This is a genomic window from Sulfuricurvum sp., assembly GCF_041651515.1.
In the GTDB taxonomy this organism is placed as follows: Bacteria; Campylobacterota; Campylobacteria; order Campylobacterales; family Sulfurimonadaceae; genus Sulfuricurvum.
In genome coordinates, this window is record NZ_JBAZJF010000003.1 from 69,589 (window position 1) to 85,953 (window position 16,365).

The 16,365-nt window shown below is 43.0% G+C and carries 14 protein-coding genes and 1 pseudogene; 14 read left to right on the forward strand and 1 reads right to left on the reverse strand.

The features are described from left to right. Nucleotides 1-15 precede the first annotated feature (15 nt). The gene (fliP, locus tag WC407_RS05850; RefSeq protein ID WP_373022061.1) at nt 16-723 is read right to left on the reverse strand and encodes a flagellar type III secretion system pore protein FliP; all 708 of its coding nucleotides are present in this window, start codon (nt 721-723) and stop codon (nt 16-18) included. Between the two features lie 352 nt (nt 724-1,075). On the opposite strand from fliP, the gene WC407_RS05855 reads away from it, so the two are divergent. The 14 genes and pseudogenes from WC407_RS05855 (at nt 1,076) to htpG (ending at nt 16,298) form a co-directional block, all read left to right on the forward strand. Further along, nucleotides 1,076-1,639, forward strand: coding sequence for a biliverdin-producing heme oxygenase (locus WC407_RS05855; protein WP_373021664.1), 564 nt, complete (start codon nt 1,076-1,078; stop codon nt 1,637-1,639). Then, a complete protein-coding gene (locus WC407_RS05860; RefSeq protein WP_373021665.1) occupies nt 1,626-3,824 on the forward strand; it encodes an ATP-binding protein in 2,199 nt (732 codons plus the stop codon). Before WC407_RS05855 ends, WC407_RS05860 begins: the two co-directional genes overlap by 14 nt. A gap of 89 nt (nt 3,825-3,913) precedes the next feature. Beyond that, nucleotides 3,914-4,579, forward strand: a complete 666-nt coding sequence (locus WC407_RS05865; RefSeq protein WP_373021666.1) for a response regulator transcription factor — start codon at nt 3,914-3,916, stop codon at nt 4,577-4,579. Nucleotides 4,580-4,733: 154 nt separating this feature from the next. Next, nucleotides 4,734-5,114 carry a PAS domain-containing protein gene (locus WC407_RS05870; RefSeq protein ID WP_373021667.1) on the forward strand — a complete coding sequence of 127 codons (381 nt, stop codon included), beginning with the start codon at nt 4,734-4,736 and terminating at the stop codon, nt 5,112-5,114. Nucleotides 5,115-5,552: 438 nt separating this feature from the next. After that, a pseudogene (locus WC407_RS05875) lies at nt 5,553-5,693 on the forward strand (chemotaxis protein); the annotation flags it as partial. Nucleotides 5,694-5,708: 15 nt separating this feature from the next. Then, nucleotides 5,709-6,236 carry a methyl-accepting chemotaxis protein gene (locus WC407_RS05880; protein WP_373022062.1) on the forward strand — a complete coding sequence of 176 codons (528 nt, stop codon included), beginning with the start codon at nt 5,709-5,711 and terminating at the stop codon, nt 6,234-6,236. Between the two features lie 36 nt (nt 6,237-6,272). Beyond that, complete coding sequence (locus WC407_RS05885) at nt 6,273-8,453, forward strand: diguanylate cyclase (RefSeq protein ID WP_373021668.1); 2,181 nt, start codon at nt 6,273-6,275, stop codon at nt 8,451-8,453. A 125-nt stretch (nt 8,454-8,578) separates the two neighbouring features. Beyond that, a complete protein-coding gene (gene glmU / locus WC407_RS05890; RefSeq protein WP_373021669.1) occupies nt 8,579-9,883 on the forward strand; it encodes a bifunctional UDP-N-acetylglucosamine diphosphorylase/glucosamine-1-phosphate N-acetyltransferase GlmU in 1,305 nt (434 codons plus the stop codon). Then, on the forward strand, nt 9,883-11,151 hold the full coding sequence (gene coaBC, locus WC407_RS05895) for a bifunctional phosphopantothenoylcysteine decarboxylase/phosphopantothenate--cysteine ligase CoaBC (protein ID WP_373021670.1): 1,269 nt from the start codon (nt 9,883-9,885) through the stop codon (nt 11,149-11,151). The genes glmU and coaBC overlap by 1 nt, the downstream gene beginning before the upstream one ends. Then, a complete protein-coding gene (locus tag WC407_RS05900) occupies nt 11,148-11,828 on the forward strand; it encodes a di-trans,poly-cis-decaprenylcistransferase (RefSeq protein ID WP_373021671.1) in 681 nt (226 codons plus the stop codon). Before coaBC ends, WC407_RS05900 begins: the two co-directional genes overlap by 4 nt. Further along, nucleotides 11,828-12,577 carry an A24 family peptidase gene (locus WC407_RS05905; protein ID WP_373021672.1) on the forward strand — a complete coding sequence of 250 codons (750 nt, stop codon included), beginning with the start codon at nt 11,828-11,830 and terminating at the stop codon, nt 12,575-12,577. Before WC407_RS05900 ends, WC407_RS05905 begins: the two co-directional genes overlap by 1 nt. After that, on the forward strand, nt 12,570-13,592 hold the full coding sequence (locus WC407_RS05910; RefSeq protein ID WP_373021673.1) for an LptF/LptG family permease: 1,023 nt from the start codon (nt 12,570-12,572) through the stop codon (nt 13,590-13,592). Before WC407_RS05905 ends, WC407_RS05910 begins: the two co-directional genes overlap by 8 nt. Next, nucleotides 13,589-14,317, forward strand: coding sequence for a tRNA pseudouridine(38-40) synthase TruA (gene truA / locus WC407_RS05915; RefSeq protein WP_373021674.1), 729 nt, complete (start codon nt 13,589-13,591; stop codon nt 14,315-14,317). The genes WC407_RS05910 and truA overlap by 4 nt, the downstream gene beginning before the upstream one ends. A gap of 100 nt (nt 14,318-14,417) precedes the next feature. After that, entirely contained in the window at nt 14,418-16,298 is a 1,881-nt protein-coding gene (htpG, locus tag WC407_RS05920; protein WP_373021675.1) for a molecular chaperone HtpG, read from the forward strand. Nucleotides 16,299-16,365 lie beyond the last annotated feature (67 nt).

Below are 16,365 nucleotides of genomic sequence, written 5' to 3' on the forward strand. Positions count from 1 at the left end.
ATAAAACCTTGTTTTTTATTTTACGCTGGCGATCAGATTGCCGATCAGCAAATTCCATCCGTCCACCATGACAAAAACGAGGATTTTAAACGGCATCGAGATCATAACAGGGGGGAGCATCATCATTCCCATCGACATCAAGATGGAGGCGACAACCATATCGATAACCAAAAAGGGCAAGAAGAGCAAAAATCCTATCTCAAACGCCGTTTTAAGCTCGCTGATGACGAATGCAGGGATCACAATTGTTAAGGGGACCTCTTTAATGGATTGAGGATTTTCCATATGACGAATCCGTAAAAAGAGGGCCAAATCTTTTTCACGGGTATTGCGCACCATGAAGTTTTTGAACGGATCGGTCGTTTTCGTAAATGCTTCATCGTAGGAAATCTTGCTTTCGCTGTAGGGCTTGATCCCCTCATCATACGCTTTGGTCGCGACCGGTTCCATAACAAAGACGGTCAGGATAAGAGCGAGCATAACCAACAACTGCGTCGGGGGGACTTGCTGTGTCCCCAAAGCCTGACGCAAAAATCCAAATACGATAACAAATCGGGTAAAGGTAGTCATCACAAGAACGAGACTCGGAGCTAGAAAGAGAATCGTGAGCATAAGCAGCACATTCAGCGAGCTTACGACTTCCTGCGGATTTTCAGGGGCTGTGAGATTGAAATTCATCGCCGGAACCTGCGGGTCAGCGGCCCATAAAGCAAAAGGGATCATCAAGAGCAAAAATACTAAACGACCCAAACGAATCTCCATGCAAATATTTTGTAGTTTTAATGAGGCGATATTACCACAACCTAGGGGTGTATCTTGATTAAATTTCAAGAAAGATTTTGTTATTTTTTTGGGAATGCAATACATCCAGCCTCACTCTCTGTACGTGAAGCTTTTGCCAACGGTTGTATTTTAGGATCATTCCAAACTTCATTTAACCTACACCAAGACTAATTTTATAAAACTTTTTTAAAATATATAAAAAATTTAAAAAACGATATTATCTCTATTTAAAAATTTAATTTAACGTCACAACTGTCTAATAATATTTTAAATTACCAAGGATTTTTCATTAATGGCTTCTCTACAACAAACACTTTTTTCTGAAACTCGCCCGTTGCATCAACGTATAGAAGACAATCCATTTATGCATGCCATTATCAATAATGAATCTTTGGATGAACCGTACCGATGGCTCCTTGGAAATCTTGCACTTTTCAGCCGTTCAGGTGAAAAGAAACTGTTATCCGTGCTCGGCGATTCGTACGGATTTGAAATGTCACAACGATGCCGTATCCATTTGCTCCAAGATGATTTGATGGATTTAGGAATCACTCTCGAACCGACTGATACGGAATACTTCGAAGATTTTGACACTCTAGGTAAAGCAATCGGACTGCTTTATGTATTAGAAGGTTCCCGAAAGGGGGGAGCATTTTTATCAGCTCTTCTTGAAAAAAAAGCACCTCATCTGCCAATGCGATATCTAAAAGGCTATGGCGAAAATACCGAGATGCAATGGATTAACTTTATCGACTTGCTGGAGCAACATAACAATGAACCGATCCGCCAAGAAATTGTAACTGGCGCCGTACGTGCTTTTGAAATACTGGAGGAAATTTTCCATGACACTGAATAATCAAGATTTAAATGAATGTGACAAAGAGCCTATCCACATTCCCTCAGCCATTCAGCCTCACGGTTTTTTTCTATCCGTTGATATAAAGACAATGACCATTGTCGCGGCAAGCAGCAATATCGATCACTTTTTTACTTTTTCCACCCAACAGATTCTCTCACAGTCGCTATACACTTTTTTCCCTTTTCTGCATCAGTGGTTGCAAGAAGAGCAAAATGCGGCTAAACCTTTGCCGAAAATTTTCACCATTGAGTCGTCTCTTTATATCTTTTCTATGCATCGCGATAATACATCCCTTATTCTGGAAGCCGAACCCGCCTTAAATGCCGATCTCTTTCCCGACACACTGGCGCAATCTCTTGTCAATGAAACTATTGGCTTGACAAACACCTCTTCAATCGATGAATTATGCCTTTCTGGAGCACAAGCCTTGCAGCGCCTCAGTGGTTTTGGCCGTGTAATGTCCTACCGATTTGATAAAGATTTTAACGGATGGGTAAACGCAGAAGCCAATACCGCCCCTATGGAATCGTATCTCAATCACCATTTTCCGGCCGGTGATATTCCCGCACAGGCTCGAGAACTCTATCGAAACAATCTGATCCGTTACATCCCTAATGCCACATACGTTCCGGTTCCGCTCCAAAGCATTGTAAGTGAACCGATCGATATGAGTCAAAGCACTCTGCGCAGCGTATCGCCAATCCATCTCGAATATCTTCGAAATATGGATGTTGCGTCTTCCATGAGTCTCTCAATTATCGTCGATGGAAAGCTATGGGGTCTTTTTGCGTGTCATCATCCCTCTCCGCTGCCCCTTGCATATACCATACGACACTATTGCGAGATGTTTATAGGACTTTTTAACGCTCTCATTCAGGAAAGACTTTCCAATGAGTCCTCCCAACTGTTTTTCCGTCTTAAAAACCGTTATTCCGTTCTTAAAGAGGCTTTCCAAACACTCACCGATCAATCCGATCTTCATACAGCATTCACTTCCCTTGGCTCATCATGGCTCGAAGCGATGGAGAGCGATGGGGTATGTTTGCTTCAAAACAGCGAGTGTTCGGTATTTGGAACAGTACCCCCGCATGCCTATATCAGGGAACTTTCAAGCTTGATCGATCCTTTTCATGAAAACGATCTTTTTGTCTCTCACACTCTGGGTGATATTTTGCTTACAGATTCGATCAGCGGTGTTTTAAGCCTCATTATTACCCATAATCCTCGCACTGAAATTATCTGGTTTCGTCGTGAGTGGGTGCAAATTTTAAAATGGGCAGGCAATCCTGACAAAGCAGCTGTTATCAATCATTCACAACGTATCAGTCCGAGAAAATCGTTTGAAACTTTTACGATTGAGCAAAGAGGGAAAAGTATCCCTTGGAATCCCTCTCATCTTCTCGCAGTACAACTTTACAAAGAGTTAGGCTCCATAGTGGAACTCGACAATGTAAATCGTACTTTAAAACATCAAAATCAGCTTCTGATTCAACAAGGAAAAATGGCCATGATGGGCGACATGATCGGTGCCATTTCTCATCAATGGAAACAACCGCTCAATGCCTTATCAATCCTCATCGACAGCCTAAGCGTATTGATCGGCGAATGCGATAAAAATCCAAAAATGCTTACTGATATTAAACAAAAAAGTATGCAAAAAATAGCTTTCATGTCAGAAACCATGGATGCTTTTCGTAATTTTTTCAAACCCGATGCAACACAAAACTCTTTTTCAATTCATCAAATGATTCATGAAGTGTATAATGAGCTCCTGCCACAGTTACACACTCATAATATCGAGTTCAGAATGGATGGCGATACTGCACAGATTTACGGCTCCCAAAACGAATTCAAACAAGTTATTCTCAATCTGCTGGTCAATGCCTATGATGCCTTGATGGAACAAAATATTGAGTCTCCCTTCATACACTGTACACTTGAGCAAAGAGACACAGAGATATATCTGAATATATGCGACAACGGAGGCGGTGTCCCTCGTGAGCATCTCGAAGCGATATTTACCCCCTATTTTTCAACTAAAACGTATGGAACAGGGCGAGGGCTAGGCTTATATCTTTCTAAACTAATTGTGGAAGAACATTTCGGCGGTAAAATAAGTGCTATGAGCACCTCTAATGAAACATGTTTTATCTTAACCTTTTTAGCTGTACGTAATTTTTAAATGTCATTTGATCTCTATCTCTTTGCTGTATGTAAAATTAATTGACTATAATTTATCTTGCTAAACAGCTAAATAGGATGTAATCTCAAGTGATAAAAACAATATTAATCGCTGAAGATGATCGAGAAAGCAATGATTATCTCACTTTATTTCTGAGTAAGAAGTGCCAACAAGTGCTTAGTGCCTACGATGGGCAAGAAGCCTGGCGTTTGTATGAAGAGTATATGCCTGATTTGATTTTTACTGACATCGAAATGCCTAAATTGGACGGATTAAAATTGATTGAAAAAATTCGGCAACATGATCAGGTTACACCGATCGTTATCTTAAGTGCATATTCCGATATTCAATATTTGCTTCAAGCCATTCCCTTGCAGTTGGAAGAATACATTCTCAAGCCGATTACATTCGACAAAATAGACTCTTTTTTAAAAAAAATGAATACTAAAGAGATCAAAAAACACTCTACAAAAGTCGGCATCAATAAAGCAAAAGAAACTTTCTATGATTATGCCAGTAAAACTGCTCGTATTGGAGAGCACACCATTCCACTGGCTAACTTGGAGATTACGCTGTTAGAATTATTACTTGATAATCAAAGAGAGATCGTATCCTATAGCGAAATTGAAGAAGTACTCTACGGAACTGCTTTAAACAACCGTAATGCTATCAAATGTTTGGTGAAAAATCTCCGTGCGAAAATTCCGACGATGACTATTCGATCTATCCCAAAAGTCGGGTATTCTTTATCATAAAAGCCAATCACACGTTCTTATAAGTATCGATTAAGATTCACTACACTTCTTTTACATTCCTGCAGATAAAATAACCTTTACTTATTCAATAATTGGAATCGTTTATTTTATGCTTTGCATATTTTTCAGCGATAAACATAGGAGAAAAAAATCGATGGAACACATACTTCAAGATACCGATTTTTTGGTATCTCAGACCGATTCAAAAGGGAAAATTCTTTTTGCCAATGAAGACTTTTGCAAAATTGCCGGATACACTCTCGAAGAGCTGATGGGGCAGCCGCATAGCATCGTCCGCCATCCCGATATGCCCAAAGCGGCTTTCAGGGATTTATGGGAAACCGTCAAAAGCGGAAAAGTGTGGAAAGGGTATGTAAAAAATGCCACAAAAAACGGCGGATTTTACTGGGTTTTTGCAACCGTTTATCCGAATATCGCTTGCGGTGATGGTGAAGGGGGATATATGTCCTGCCGACGAAAAGCATCCCCGGCTGAAATCCAAAAAGCGGAAACGCTTTATAAAACAATGCGATAAGGCAGCAGCAGTATGAATAACGGTACAAAATTAATTATTTTATCGGGTTTAGGGATTGTAGGTCTACTATTAACACTAACCATTGGTTCTCCGTGGATTAGCGGAGGTGTTATTGTGGTTCTTATGGGGACAGCAATAGGTTTGAGCGTAGCTTCATCCTCAGATTCCAAAGTATTGGTACAGCAATTGAGCGAACTCGAAGAGTTAATGCAGTTTAAACGCAACCAAATGGAAGCGCATCCGGCAGAACCCGGCACTATGGAAGAAAAGTTGAACCATTTGGCTCAAACGCATGAAAAAGTTTTGGAACAGGACACCAAAGTCGCCGGTGAGATGGTACTGCTTGCCGATAAAGTTCGCAGAGGACATTATATGTGCCGTGTTGCGAGTGATTCTAAAACTCCCCATGTCCATTTATTGAAAAAAACAATGAACGCTATGCTTGATGCGACTGAAAAAAATCTCGACCAAGCAATCACGGTGCTAGAAGCCTTAAGTGAGGGGAAATTCTCGACACGCGCCAAGGTTGATGTTGAAGGCAAAATGGCTGAAATGTTGAAAAAAATCAATGCGTTGGGTAGCGCATTGCAATCGATGGAACAGCAAAATATTGAAGCCAAAGAGATATTGAATAACAATACCCAGCAGCTTAAAAATACAATTGAATCTTTACGTGCCAAAGAGTTTGTTGAACTTAACGGAATGATCAATACAACCGTAGAACGCATACAAAGAGTTGCTAATAAAGAGCATGAACTCTCCGGAAACCTTCAATCACTAGCCGGAAATGCGCAAGAGACTAAACAAATATTGACCACAATCGGCGATATCGCCGATCAAACAAATCTTCTTGCTCTCAATGCCGCTATTGAAGCGGCACGTGCAGGTGAACACGGTCGCGGATTTGCCGTTGTAGCGGATGAAGTGCGAAAGCTCGCTGAACGGACACAAAAAAGTCTAGCTGAAACATCGGCAACGATAAATATTTTAATTCAGGCAATCACCGATAACAGTGAATCACTTAATAAAAACATGGATGAGATGATGGATCTCACTACCTATGTAGGAAGCGTAGACAACAAAATGGAAGAGTTGCTTCATACAATGGATCGACTAAGTTAGAGAAATCTCCAAATACCAGCAATAGATTGGATAAATATGGTACTAAATGCAAAAAATAAAACATTTTTGTTGGTAAGTATTTTATTTACAATCTTTGTACTGATTTTAGTGGGCACCATCTACATTGATCAAAAAAATAAACTTGAAAATGCACAAAACTCTTTCCATAAAAATATGCATGAATCGTATAAAAAAATTCTAGCAAAGCACAAAGAATTCTATTACAACCGAACAATCGCAAATATAAATTCACCCGGAGTCAGAGAAACATTTGCTGCACACAATAGAGAAAAATTATATGATTTGACAAAAGGGAGATGGAAAACGCTCCAAAAAGAAAATCCTTATCTCATAATCATGCACTTTCACCTTCCTGATGGAACATCTTTTCTTCGGATGCATCAACCTGATCATTACGGTGACCGCATAGCTGACATTCGTCCGATGATAGCAAAAGTACATCATAGCAAAAGTTCGGTGAGCGGATTTGAATTAGGTCAAACCGGGTTGAGCTTTCGACTTGCAATCCCTATTTTTATGCAGAAAAATTATATCGGCGCCTTGGAGTTTGGTTCAAATCCTGAACAGATATTACGCGAAATGCGATACTTTTATGGCTTGGAAGGTGCTTTGCTCGTAAAAAATGCCCAATCAACTTGCTGTAAAAATAATTTATCAATACATAACTACCATCTTCAGTCCAATACTCTAAGAGATACATCTATTCTTGGGTATTTAAAAACAATAAATTACGATTTTACCATCACAAAAACCATCAACTATAATGACCGTATATACAATGTGTATGCTTTTAATTTATATGACTTTGCAGACAAAGTCACAGCCAAGGCTCTCTTTATTCAAGATATAACTATTTTGTACAATGAGTTTCAGCAAACTATATTGGAATTATGCCTTTTGCTCATTGTATTGTTTGTTTTGATTATGCAGGTGATAAATTATGGATTTCAAAAAATCCTTTCCGCATTGGACAAATCGAATGCCGAATTAGAAGCCATTTTCGCTACTTCCAAAGACGGAATAACCATAACGGATTTAGAAACCAATTTTTTATATGCCAATAATGCCTATCTTATTATGACTGGATTCAGTGTCGATGAACTCTATACTAAAAGCTGTGCAGGTCTTAGTGTTCCCGAAGATGTACCGCGTGTGATTAAAATAGTCGACGAAGTCATAGAAAAAGGGTTTGTGGAAAATTTCGAAAAAACCTGTATCGTCAAAGATGGGAAAAAGGTCATCGTCAATATGGCAATAGCATTGATGCCGGACAAAAAACGATTTTTAATTACCACTAAAAATGTAACAGAAGCTAAAAAGCTGGAAAATGAAACTAAAAAATATATCAAACTCATCGATGAAAACATCATAACCTCCAGCACCGATTTGAAAGGAGATATTACGCATACATCTGAAGCATTTTGTACCATATCCGGCTATTCAAAAGAAGAATTGATGGGACAGAATCATCGGATTGTGAAACATCCGGATATGCCGAAAGAGATCTACTCGGAAATATGGGAAAAGCTGATTAACGATCAAGTATGGGAGGGTGAGCTTAAAAATAAAAAGAAAGATGGGAGCTATTACTGGGTTTATTCAAAAATATACCCCCTCTATACCGAAGAAGGGACGAAATACGGCTACACAGCTATTCGAACCGATCTCACCGATAAAAAGAAAATAGAAGAGATTTCAATTACCGACGGATTAACCTCGATTTATAATCGACGATATTTTAATGAAGTTTTTCCTAAATTTATTAAAAGTGCCAAACGAAACAACGATATTGCCTGTTTCATTCTCATTGATATAGATTATTTTAAACTCTACAATGACACCTACGGACATCAAATGGGGGACAGTGCTCTCATTAAAGTAGCTGAAACGATTAAACACTCTTTACGACGGGCAGATGATTATTGTTTCAGATTAGGCGGTGAAGAATTCGGGATCTTATTCAAAACACAAATGCAAGACCACGCAATCGAGTTTGCCGAAACGATACGTAGTAATATTGAAAAGTTAACAATACCACATGAAAAAAATAGTGCAAGTCCCTATATTACTATCTCTTTAGGGTTATTTATTTCTAATAATTATCCACTTTCCACATGTGATCTTATCTATAAACATACTGATGATTTACTCTATAAAGCCAAGCAGCTAGGGAGAAATAGAGTTTGTACGCTCTAAGCTAATGAAGAATCTTATGGTAAAAAGGGATTAATCTCTATGGGATTCGTTCAACATGGCTTAACGGATCAATAACCTTTGTGAAAATTCTGATAAAATTACACGAATTAATCAGAGGAGTCGCAATGTCTCAAAACCTTTCCATCGTTATTCTTGCCGCCGGAAAAGGGTCCCGGATGAAATCGCCCAAAGCGAAAGTACTTCATGAGATTTGCGGACGCCAGATGCTCTACTACAGTATCAAAGCGGCGCGTGAGATCAGCGATGATGTGATTGTCGTCGTCGCACACCAAAAAGATGCCGTTATTGCAGCTATGAAAAACCATTTTGACAACCTCACTTTCATCACCCAAGATACCGATAATTTTCCCGGAACCGGCGGAGCCATGATGGGGGTCAAACCTAAATACGGCGACGTACTCGTACTCAATGGCGATATGCCCCTGATGACCAAAGCCTCAATTGATGCATTTATGAATAAGGATAGCGACATCGTCATGTCCGTTATTCAACTCGAAAATCCAAGCGGCTACGGGCGCGTCGTCATTGACAATAACCGAGTCCAAAGAATCGTCGAGGAGAAAGACGCCTCTGATGCTGAAAAAGGGATCAATACGGTTAATGCGGGAGTCTATGCGTTCAAACACCATGTCCTAGAAACGTACATTCCCCGTCTCTCCAATGCAAACGCCCAAGCGGAGTATTACCTCACCGACGTCATCGCCCTAGCCCGCACTGACGGGTTAAGTATCTCTCCGCTGATCGTCGAAGAGGTGGAGTTCAAAGGGGTCAACTCCAAAAATGACCTCGCCAACGCTGAAATAATCATGATGGATCGTCTCCGCAAGAGATGGATGGATGAGGGGGTCATTATGCAGCTTCCTCACACTATTTATATCGAAGAAGGGGTGACGTTCGAGGGGGAGTGTATCGTCGAAAACGGCGCACGACTGTGCGGTAACACCCTAATTGTAAACTCCCATATCAAAGCCCACAGCGTTATCGAAGACAGCATCGTTAAAAACTCCGATGTAGGTCCATTGGCCCATTTGCGCCCGCAGAGCGTATTGGAAGAGACGCATGTTGGAAACTTCGTCGAAGTGAAAAAATCGACCCTCACGGGGGTTAAAGCAGGGCATCTGAGCTATCTAGGCGATGCGACCATCGATTCGGGGAGCAATATCGGTGCGGGAACCATCACCTGCAACTACGACGGAGTGAAAAAATACCAAACGATCATCGGCAAAAACGTTTTCGTCGGCAGTGATACCCAGCTTGTTGCTCCGGTCGAAATTGCCGATAATGTCATGATCGCCGCAGGAACCACCGTAACATCCGGTAAATATGAGAGCGATATTCTCATCCTCAGCCGTACCCCGATCCGAAAAGTTGCCGGGTTTTTCACCAAATTTTTCGGAAAAGGGAAATGATGATTATCTCCCCTGATTTTCTCTCGGGTAAAAAAATCCTCCTAGGAGTGACAGGGTCGATTGCGGCGTACAAATCGCTCGAATTACTCCGTCTTTACATCAAAGCGGGAGCCGAGGTTCGGGTAGTTATGACCCCATCAGCGAAAAAATTCGTGGCACCTCTCTCTTTTGAAGCCCTCAGCCGTAATCGTGTTCTCGATGATGAGAATGAATCGTGGGCGGATGATTTCAACCATATCAAGATTTCCGCTTGGGCAGACGTAATGGTGATTGCCCCTGCCACGGCCAATACGATTGCCAAACTTGCCAATGGAATCGCAGACACGATCCTCACCCAGTGCGCGTTAGCCTTTCCGGGACTCAAACTTATTGCCCCTTCGGCGAATACTAATATGATCCAAAACCCGATGATCCAAGCCTCCCAAAAAATGCTTGCCATTGCCAACTATGAAATCCTCTCTACCCAAACCAAAGAGTTAGCCTGTCAGGTTGTCGGTGAGGGTGCCATGGCCGAACCTTTGGAAATTTTCTATCACACTGCCCGCATTCTCCTCAAAAATGATTTTTGGGAGGATCGCCGTGTTATCGTAACAGGTGGAGGAACCATTGAACGGCTCGATGATGTCCGATATATCAGTAATTTCTCCAGCGGAAAAATGGCATCGGCTCTCGCTACGGCACTCTTTTTACGCGGTGCCGACGTCAACTTGATCGCGACTCGATGGGAGAGTGATTTGCCCAAGAGTATCCATACGATCGATGTTGAAGGATCAGCGGAGATGAGTGAATATCTTACCGACTCTATCCGTATTGCCAAAAAAGGGAAACTCTCCAAAGCTTCCCTTATTCATGATGCACCGATTGCCTTGATTCAAAAAGAGCCCTTTTTGTTTATGGCGGCGGCGGTGAGCGATTATCTCCCGACTCATCCTCAAAGCGGAAAACTCAAAAAAGAGATGCTGGGAGAGAGTTGGAACATCGAAATGCATCAAAATACCGATCTTATCGCATCTCTTAATAAAGAGGGGATCAAAACCGTTGCCTTCAAAGCCGAAACCGATCCCGCCGTGGCACTCTTGAATGCCCAAAATTTATTGGAACGGAAAAAAGTGGATGCGGTATGTCTCAATGTCATCGATGAAACAAACCCTTTTGGCGGTGATTCCAATCTTATTGATTTTATCACCCCATCCCGAAATACACGGCTCCCTAAAGCCGATAAGCTGAGCGTTGCTTTTCACATCTTAGCGCAAGCCGAGTCGGTATGAGCAATCAGCCTCGCCATATCGCCATCATAATGGACGGAAACGGCCGATGGGCTGAGAGCAAAGGTAAAACCCGCACATTCGGACATGAAAAAGGGGCTGAAGTGGTTCGCACCATCACAACCTACTGTGCCACCCACCCCGAAATTGAACGACTAACCCTCTATGCCTTCAGTACCGAAAACTGGAAGCGCCCCAAACTCGAAGTCGAGTTTTTGATGAAACTTCTCGAAAAATATCTTAAAAACGAACTCCCCACTTATCTGGAGGGGAACATCCGTTTTGAACCGATCGGCGATCTATCCCTTTTCTCCTCGTCCCTGCGCAAAACCATTACCCATGTCCGTGAAGCGACTGAGCATTGCACCGGACTGGTTCAGAGCCTCGCACTCAACTACGGCGGGCAAGATGAAATCGTCCGAGCGGCGAACCAACTCTGCGAAGCAAATGCACCTATCACCACCGAATCGCTGACGCAAGCCCTCGATTGCCCAAGCGATGTGGATCTGCTTATCCGCACCGGGGGAGACAACCGACTGTCCAATTTTTTACTCTGGCAATCGGCGTATGCGGAGCTGTTTTTTACCGATACCCTTTGGCCCGATTTTAGCGAAAATGAGTTAAACGATATAATCAGAAAATTTAAAACCGTTGAGAGACGCTTTGGAGGAATCAATTGATGGAAATGATTGTCGTAGGAATCCTGGGGGCTGCCGTCGGGTCATTTCTCAATGTCCTCATACTCCGGACCCCGAGAGATGAAAGTGTCTCTTTCCCCGCTTCGCACTGTATGAGCTGTAACACCCCTTTACGGATTTGGCACAATATACCGATCCTCTCATGGCTTTTTTTACGGGGGAAATGCGCTTTTTGCGGAGAAAAAATTTCTATCCAATATCCAATCATCGAAGCGCTAAGTGCCTTGATTTTTCTCTTCAGTGCATTAAAACTCGGCATTAACCTCCAAGCCCTCACCGTTGCTCTGGTCTTTGACATGCTCCTTGCCCTCTCCGTTATCGATTTTCGATACAAAATGGTTCCGGACAGCATCAATCTCACCGCCCTCACCCTTGCCATCCTCAGTGTAAGCAGCTTGGGGCAGCTCGGGTACAATTTTACCAATGCCTTACTGTTTGCGGGGGGATTTACCCTCCTTCGTTTTTACCTCTCCTACGCCATCAAAAAAGAGGCCATGGGAGAAGCCGATATTATGATCGCCGCGACCATGGGGGCATTGCTTGGGGTACAACTCGCCCTCGCTGCCATTTTTCTCTCAGCAGTTTTGGCTCTTCCTGCACTGCTGCTGACCCGAAATGAGACCGATGAATCCAAACAGCTCCCGTTCATCCCCTTTTTAGCCATGGCAACCTGGATTATTTTGATGTTTGACACCTATGTGAGTGCTTATATGGCGGGGTTATATGGATAAATTACGCCACTATATCTTATCGAATTTATCGATACTCTTTTTCTCGATATTTTTGCCGCTGTTTTCGATCGCTTCGGTAATTTTTATGATCAAACTGGCTACCTACACATCGGTGATCCAACTCAGTGTTCTCGAAATGGGAAAACTCTACCTGTTTGTACTGCCGGAGCTTTTCTTTTATACCCTTCCGATCGCATTTGTCGTCGGAGCAGCACTGACCCTCTATCGATTGTCAAATGACAATGAAATGGTCGTCGTTTTTTCGCTCGGTATTTCACCTATTTTTATCGCGAAGGTATTAGCCAAACCGGCATTTATCCTCTCAATTTTGCTCTTTGTCGATTTCATAGTCGTAACCCCCTACATAAAAGTCATCTCTGCCAATTTTATCGATCAAAAAAAGGCCGAAGCCAAATTCAATCTCACCGCATCGGAATTCGGGCATCACTTTGGCGACTGGATGCTCTACATCAACAAAAGTGATGTGAATAACCGAATTTTCAGCGATGTCGTCTTGTATAACAAAGAGATGAAAGACGAAGTACTCATTGTCGCCAAACAAGCCGAGTTGGTCAATGCCGAAGGGGTGTTGAAGCTTCGGCTCACCGATGGAGAGAGTTTCAGCTATAACGACCAAAAGCTCAAGCAAATGCTTTTTAAAACCGCCTATATCAATGATATGCTCACCACAGATCTGACGGTCTATCGAAATACCATCGATTATTGGACGAATAACGAATTGCGTGAGCGTAAAAATCAGCGTATCGTAACCAATACCCTCCTTAGTCTCTTCCCTTTTATCTCTATCTTCCTGATCATTGCATTGGGAATCGTCCATGCCCGGCATCAAAAGCGGTGGATATACCTGTGGCTCTTTGTCTCAATCATTATTTTTTATTCGGCGGCCATTATTGCCTACCAAGCGATCGGCTTTCACACCATCTGGGTTGTTGCCCTTTTGTGGATGATCGGCACCTACCTTTTTTATCGTAATTTGGTAGGTAAACGGTTTTGAATCGAGTCAAAATCACTATGAGCTACAACGGCTCTGCATTTATGGGATCCCAACAGCAGCCCACAACGCACGAAACCGTTATAGGAACTCTTCTGATCGCCCTTAAACGGCTCAAAATCCATACCGCACCCAAAGGCTCAGGGCGAACCGATCGGGGTGTTCACGCCACCCATCAGGTGATGCATCTCGATCTCCCCCTTTATTGGCACGATTTACAGCGTCTCACCGAAATGCTCAATATGCAGCTCCCCGCCTCCATCCGTATCCGACGAATAGAGTTTGTAGAGAGTGAATTTCACGCCCGTTACTCTGCCAAAAAACGGGTTTACCGCTATATTATCAAAGAGGGAGTCGGTAACCCGTTTGAAGACAATTTTGTCTCTTTCATCCCCCAGCTCAACCGTGAGATCATTACCGATGCAATCGGGTGTTTCGTAGGGACCCATAATTTCGAACTCTTCAAAAAAAGCGGCAATGATATGGATCATTTCACCCGTATCATCTACCGCGCCTACGCTTACAGCCACCGAGGATATTTCATCCTTGTTTTTGAAGGTAACGGATTTTTGCGCTCCCAGATCCGCCTTATGGTCGGTTTTTTACTCCGCATCTCCGCAGGCAAAGCGACCAAAGAGCAGCTGATCGAACAGCTGAGCGGCATCAAGCGCCACTCCACCGATATCGCTCCCCATAATGGCCTCTATTTAACACGTATCAAATACTAGTTTAGTCTTTTTGACTCAACTATATTGATAGTGCTTGCATTACAAAGACTCTTTTGTTATAATCACACTTCAAAATATTACATCTAAAGGAATTAGTCACATGGCAAAACATCAGTTCCAGACTGAAGTCTCACAAATCTTGCATCTCATGATTCACTCTTTGTACTCCAACAAAGAGATTTTCGTCCGTGAGCTCGTTTCCAACAGCTCCGACGCCCTTGATAAACTTAACATGCTCGTCCTCACCGACGACGCCTACAAAGGGGTAAACTTTGCCCCTCGTATCGACATCGTGATCGACAAAGAGGCAAAAACCCTCACAATCAGCGACAGCGGTATCGGGATGAACGAAGCGGACTTGGTTGAAAACCTCGGAACCATCGCAAAATCAGGAACCAAAGCATTCTTGGAAAAACTAAGCGGCGATCAGAAAAAAGATTCCAACCTTATCGGTCAGTTCGGTGTCGGTTTCTACGCAGCGTTCATGGTAGCCGACAAAGTCGAAGTTATCTCCCGCAAAGCCGGAGAGGAGCAAGCCTATAAATGGTCTTCTATGGCAGGGTCTGAGTATGACTTAGAGCCATCAGAGCGCGACAGTCACGGTACCAGCATCATCATGCACCTAAAAGACGATGAGAGCGAGTTTTTGGAGACGCACCGTATCGAGAGCATCATCAAAAAATACTCCAACCACATCCCTTTCCCGATTTTCATGGACAAAGAGGAGTGGGTAGCACCGGCTGAAGGCGAAGAAAAAGGTCACAACGAAACGGTTAACAAACAGATCAACAAAGCCAACGCATTGTGGACGATCAGCAAAAGCGATATCACCGACGAAGAGTACAAAGATTTCTACTCCAGCATCGCCCACGATTCAAGCGAACCGTTACTATGGATGCACAACAAGGCTGAGGGTACGCTAGAGTACACCACCCTCTTCTACGTCCCAGCCAAAGCACCTATGGACTTGTACCGCGTTGATTACCAAAGCGGTATCAAACTCTACATCAACCGTGTCTTTATCACCGACGATGAAAAAGAGCTTATGCCGACCTATATGCGTTTCCTTCGCGGGGTGATCGACTCAGCCGACCTTCCTTTGAACGTCAGCCGTGAAATCCTACAAAGCAACCGCGTTATGGCGAAAATCAAAAACGCATCGGTCAAAAAAGTCCTCAGCGAACTCGCAAAAGTAGCTGAAAACGACACAGAGAAATACGACGCGTTCTACAAAGAGTTCGGCAACGTCCTCAAAGAGGGACTCTACAGCGACATGGGCAACCGTGAAAAAATCTTAGAGCTTCTCAAACTCAACACCCTCAACTCTGCCGAGCCGGTCATGTTCAGCAAATTCGTAGAGGGTGTCGATGCAGAGAAAAAAGAGATCTATTACATCTCTGCGAAAATGTCTCTCCAAATGCTCAAAAACTCTCCGAGCCTAGAGCGTTTCAAAGCCAAAGGGATCGATGTTTTAGTATTGAACGAAGAGATCGACACGATCGTATTCCCGATGGTAAGCGAGTACAACGAGTATAAATTCGTAAACGTCGTCGATGCCGTCCTCGAAGAGTCCGAAGAGGAGAAAAAAGAGCACGAAGAGAAAGCCAAAGGGATGGAATCATTCGTAGGTCAGCTCCAAAACGCTCTTGGCGAGAACGTATCAAAAGTCGAAACGACCTTTGATCTCACCGACTCTGCCGTCTGTCTGAAAGTCGATAAAGAAGACCAAGGGTACATGATGGCGCAGATGATGAAACAGTTCGGGCAAATGGGCGGGGATTTTCCGGCTCCGAAACCGATCCTACAAATCAACCCGAATCATGAGTTGATCAAAAAGCTCTCTGATAGCGCAGATATGAACCTCATCGACGATGCGGCGCACGTTCTCCTTGACCAAGCGAAACTCTATGAGGGTGAGACCTTAGCAGATACGGCTGGGTTTATTGCACGTCTTAACCGTATTATGGCTAAGGCTCTATAACATCTCCGTCATTCCCGACTTCACATGCCCCTTGTGGGTAAATCGGGAATACATTCTCTATCACTGA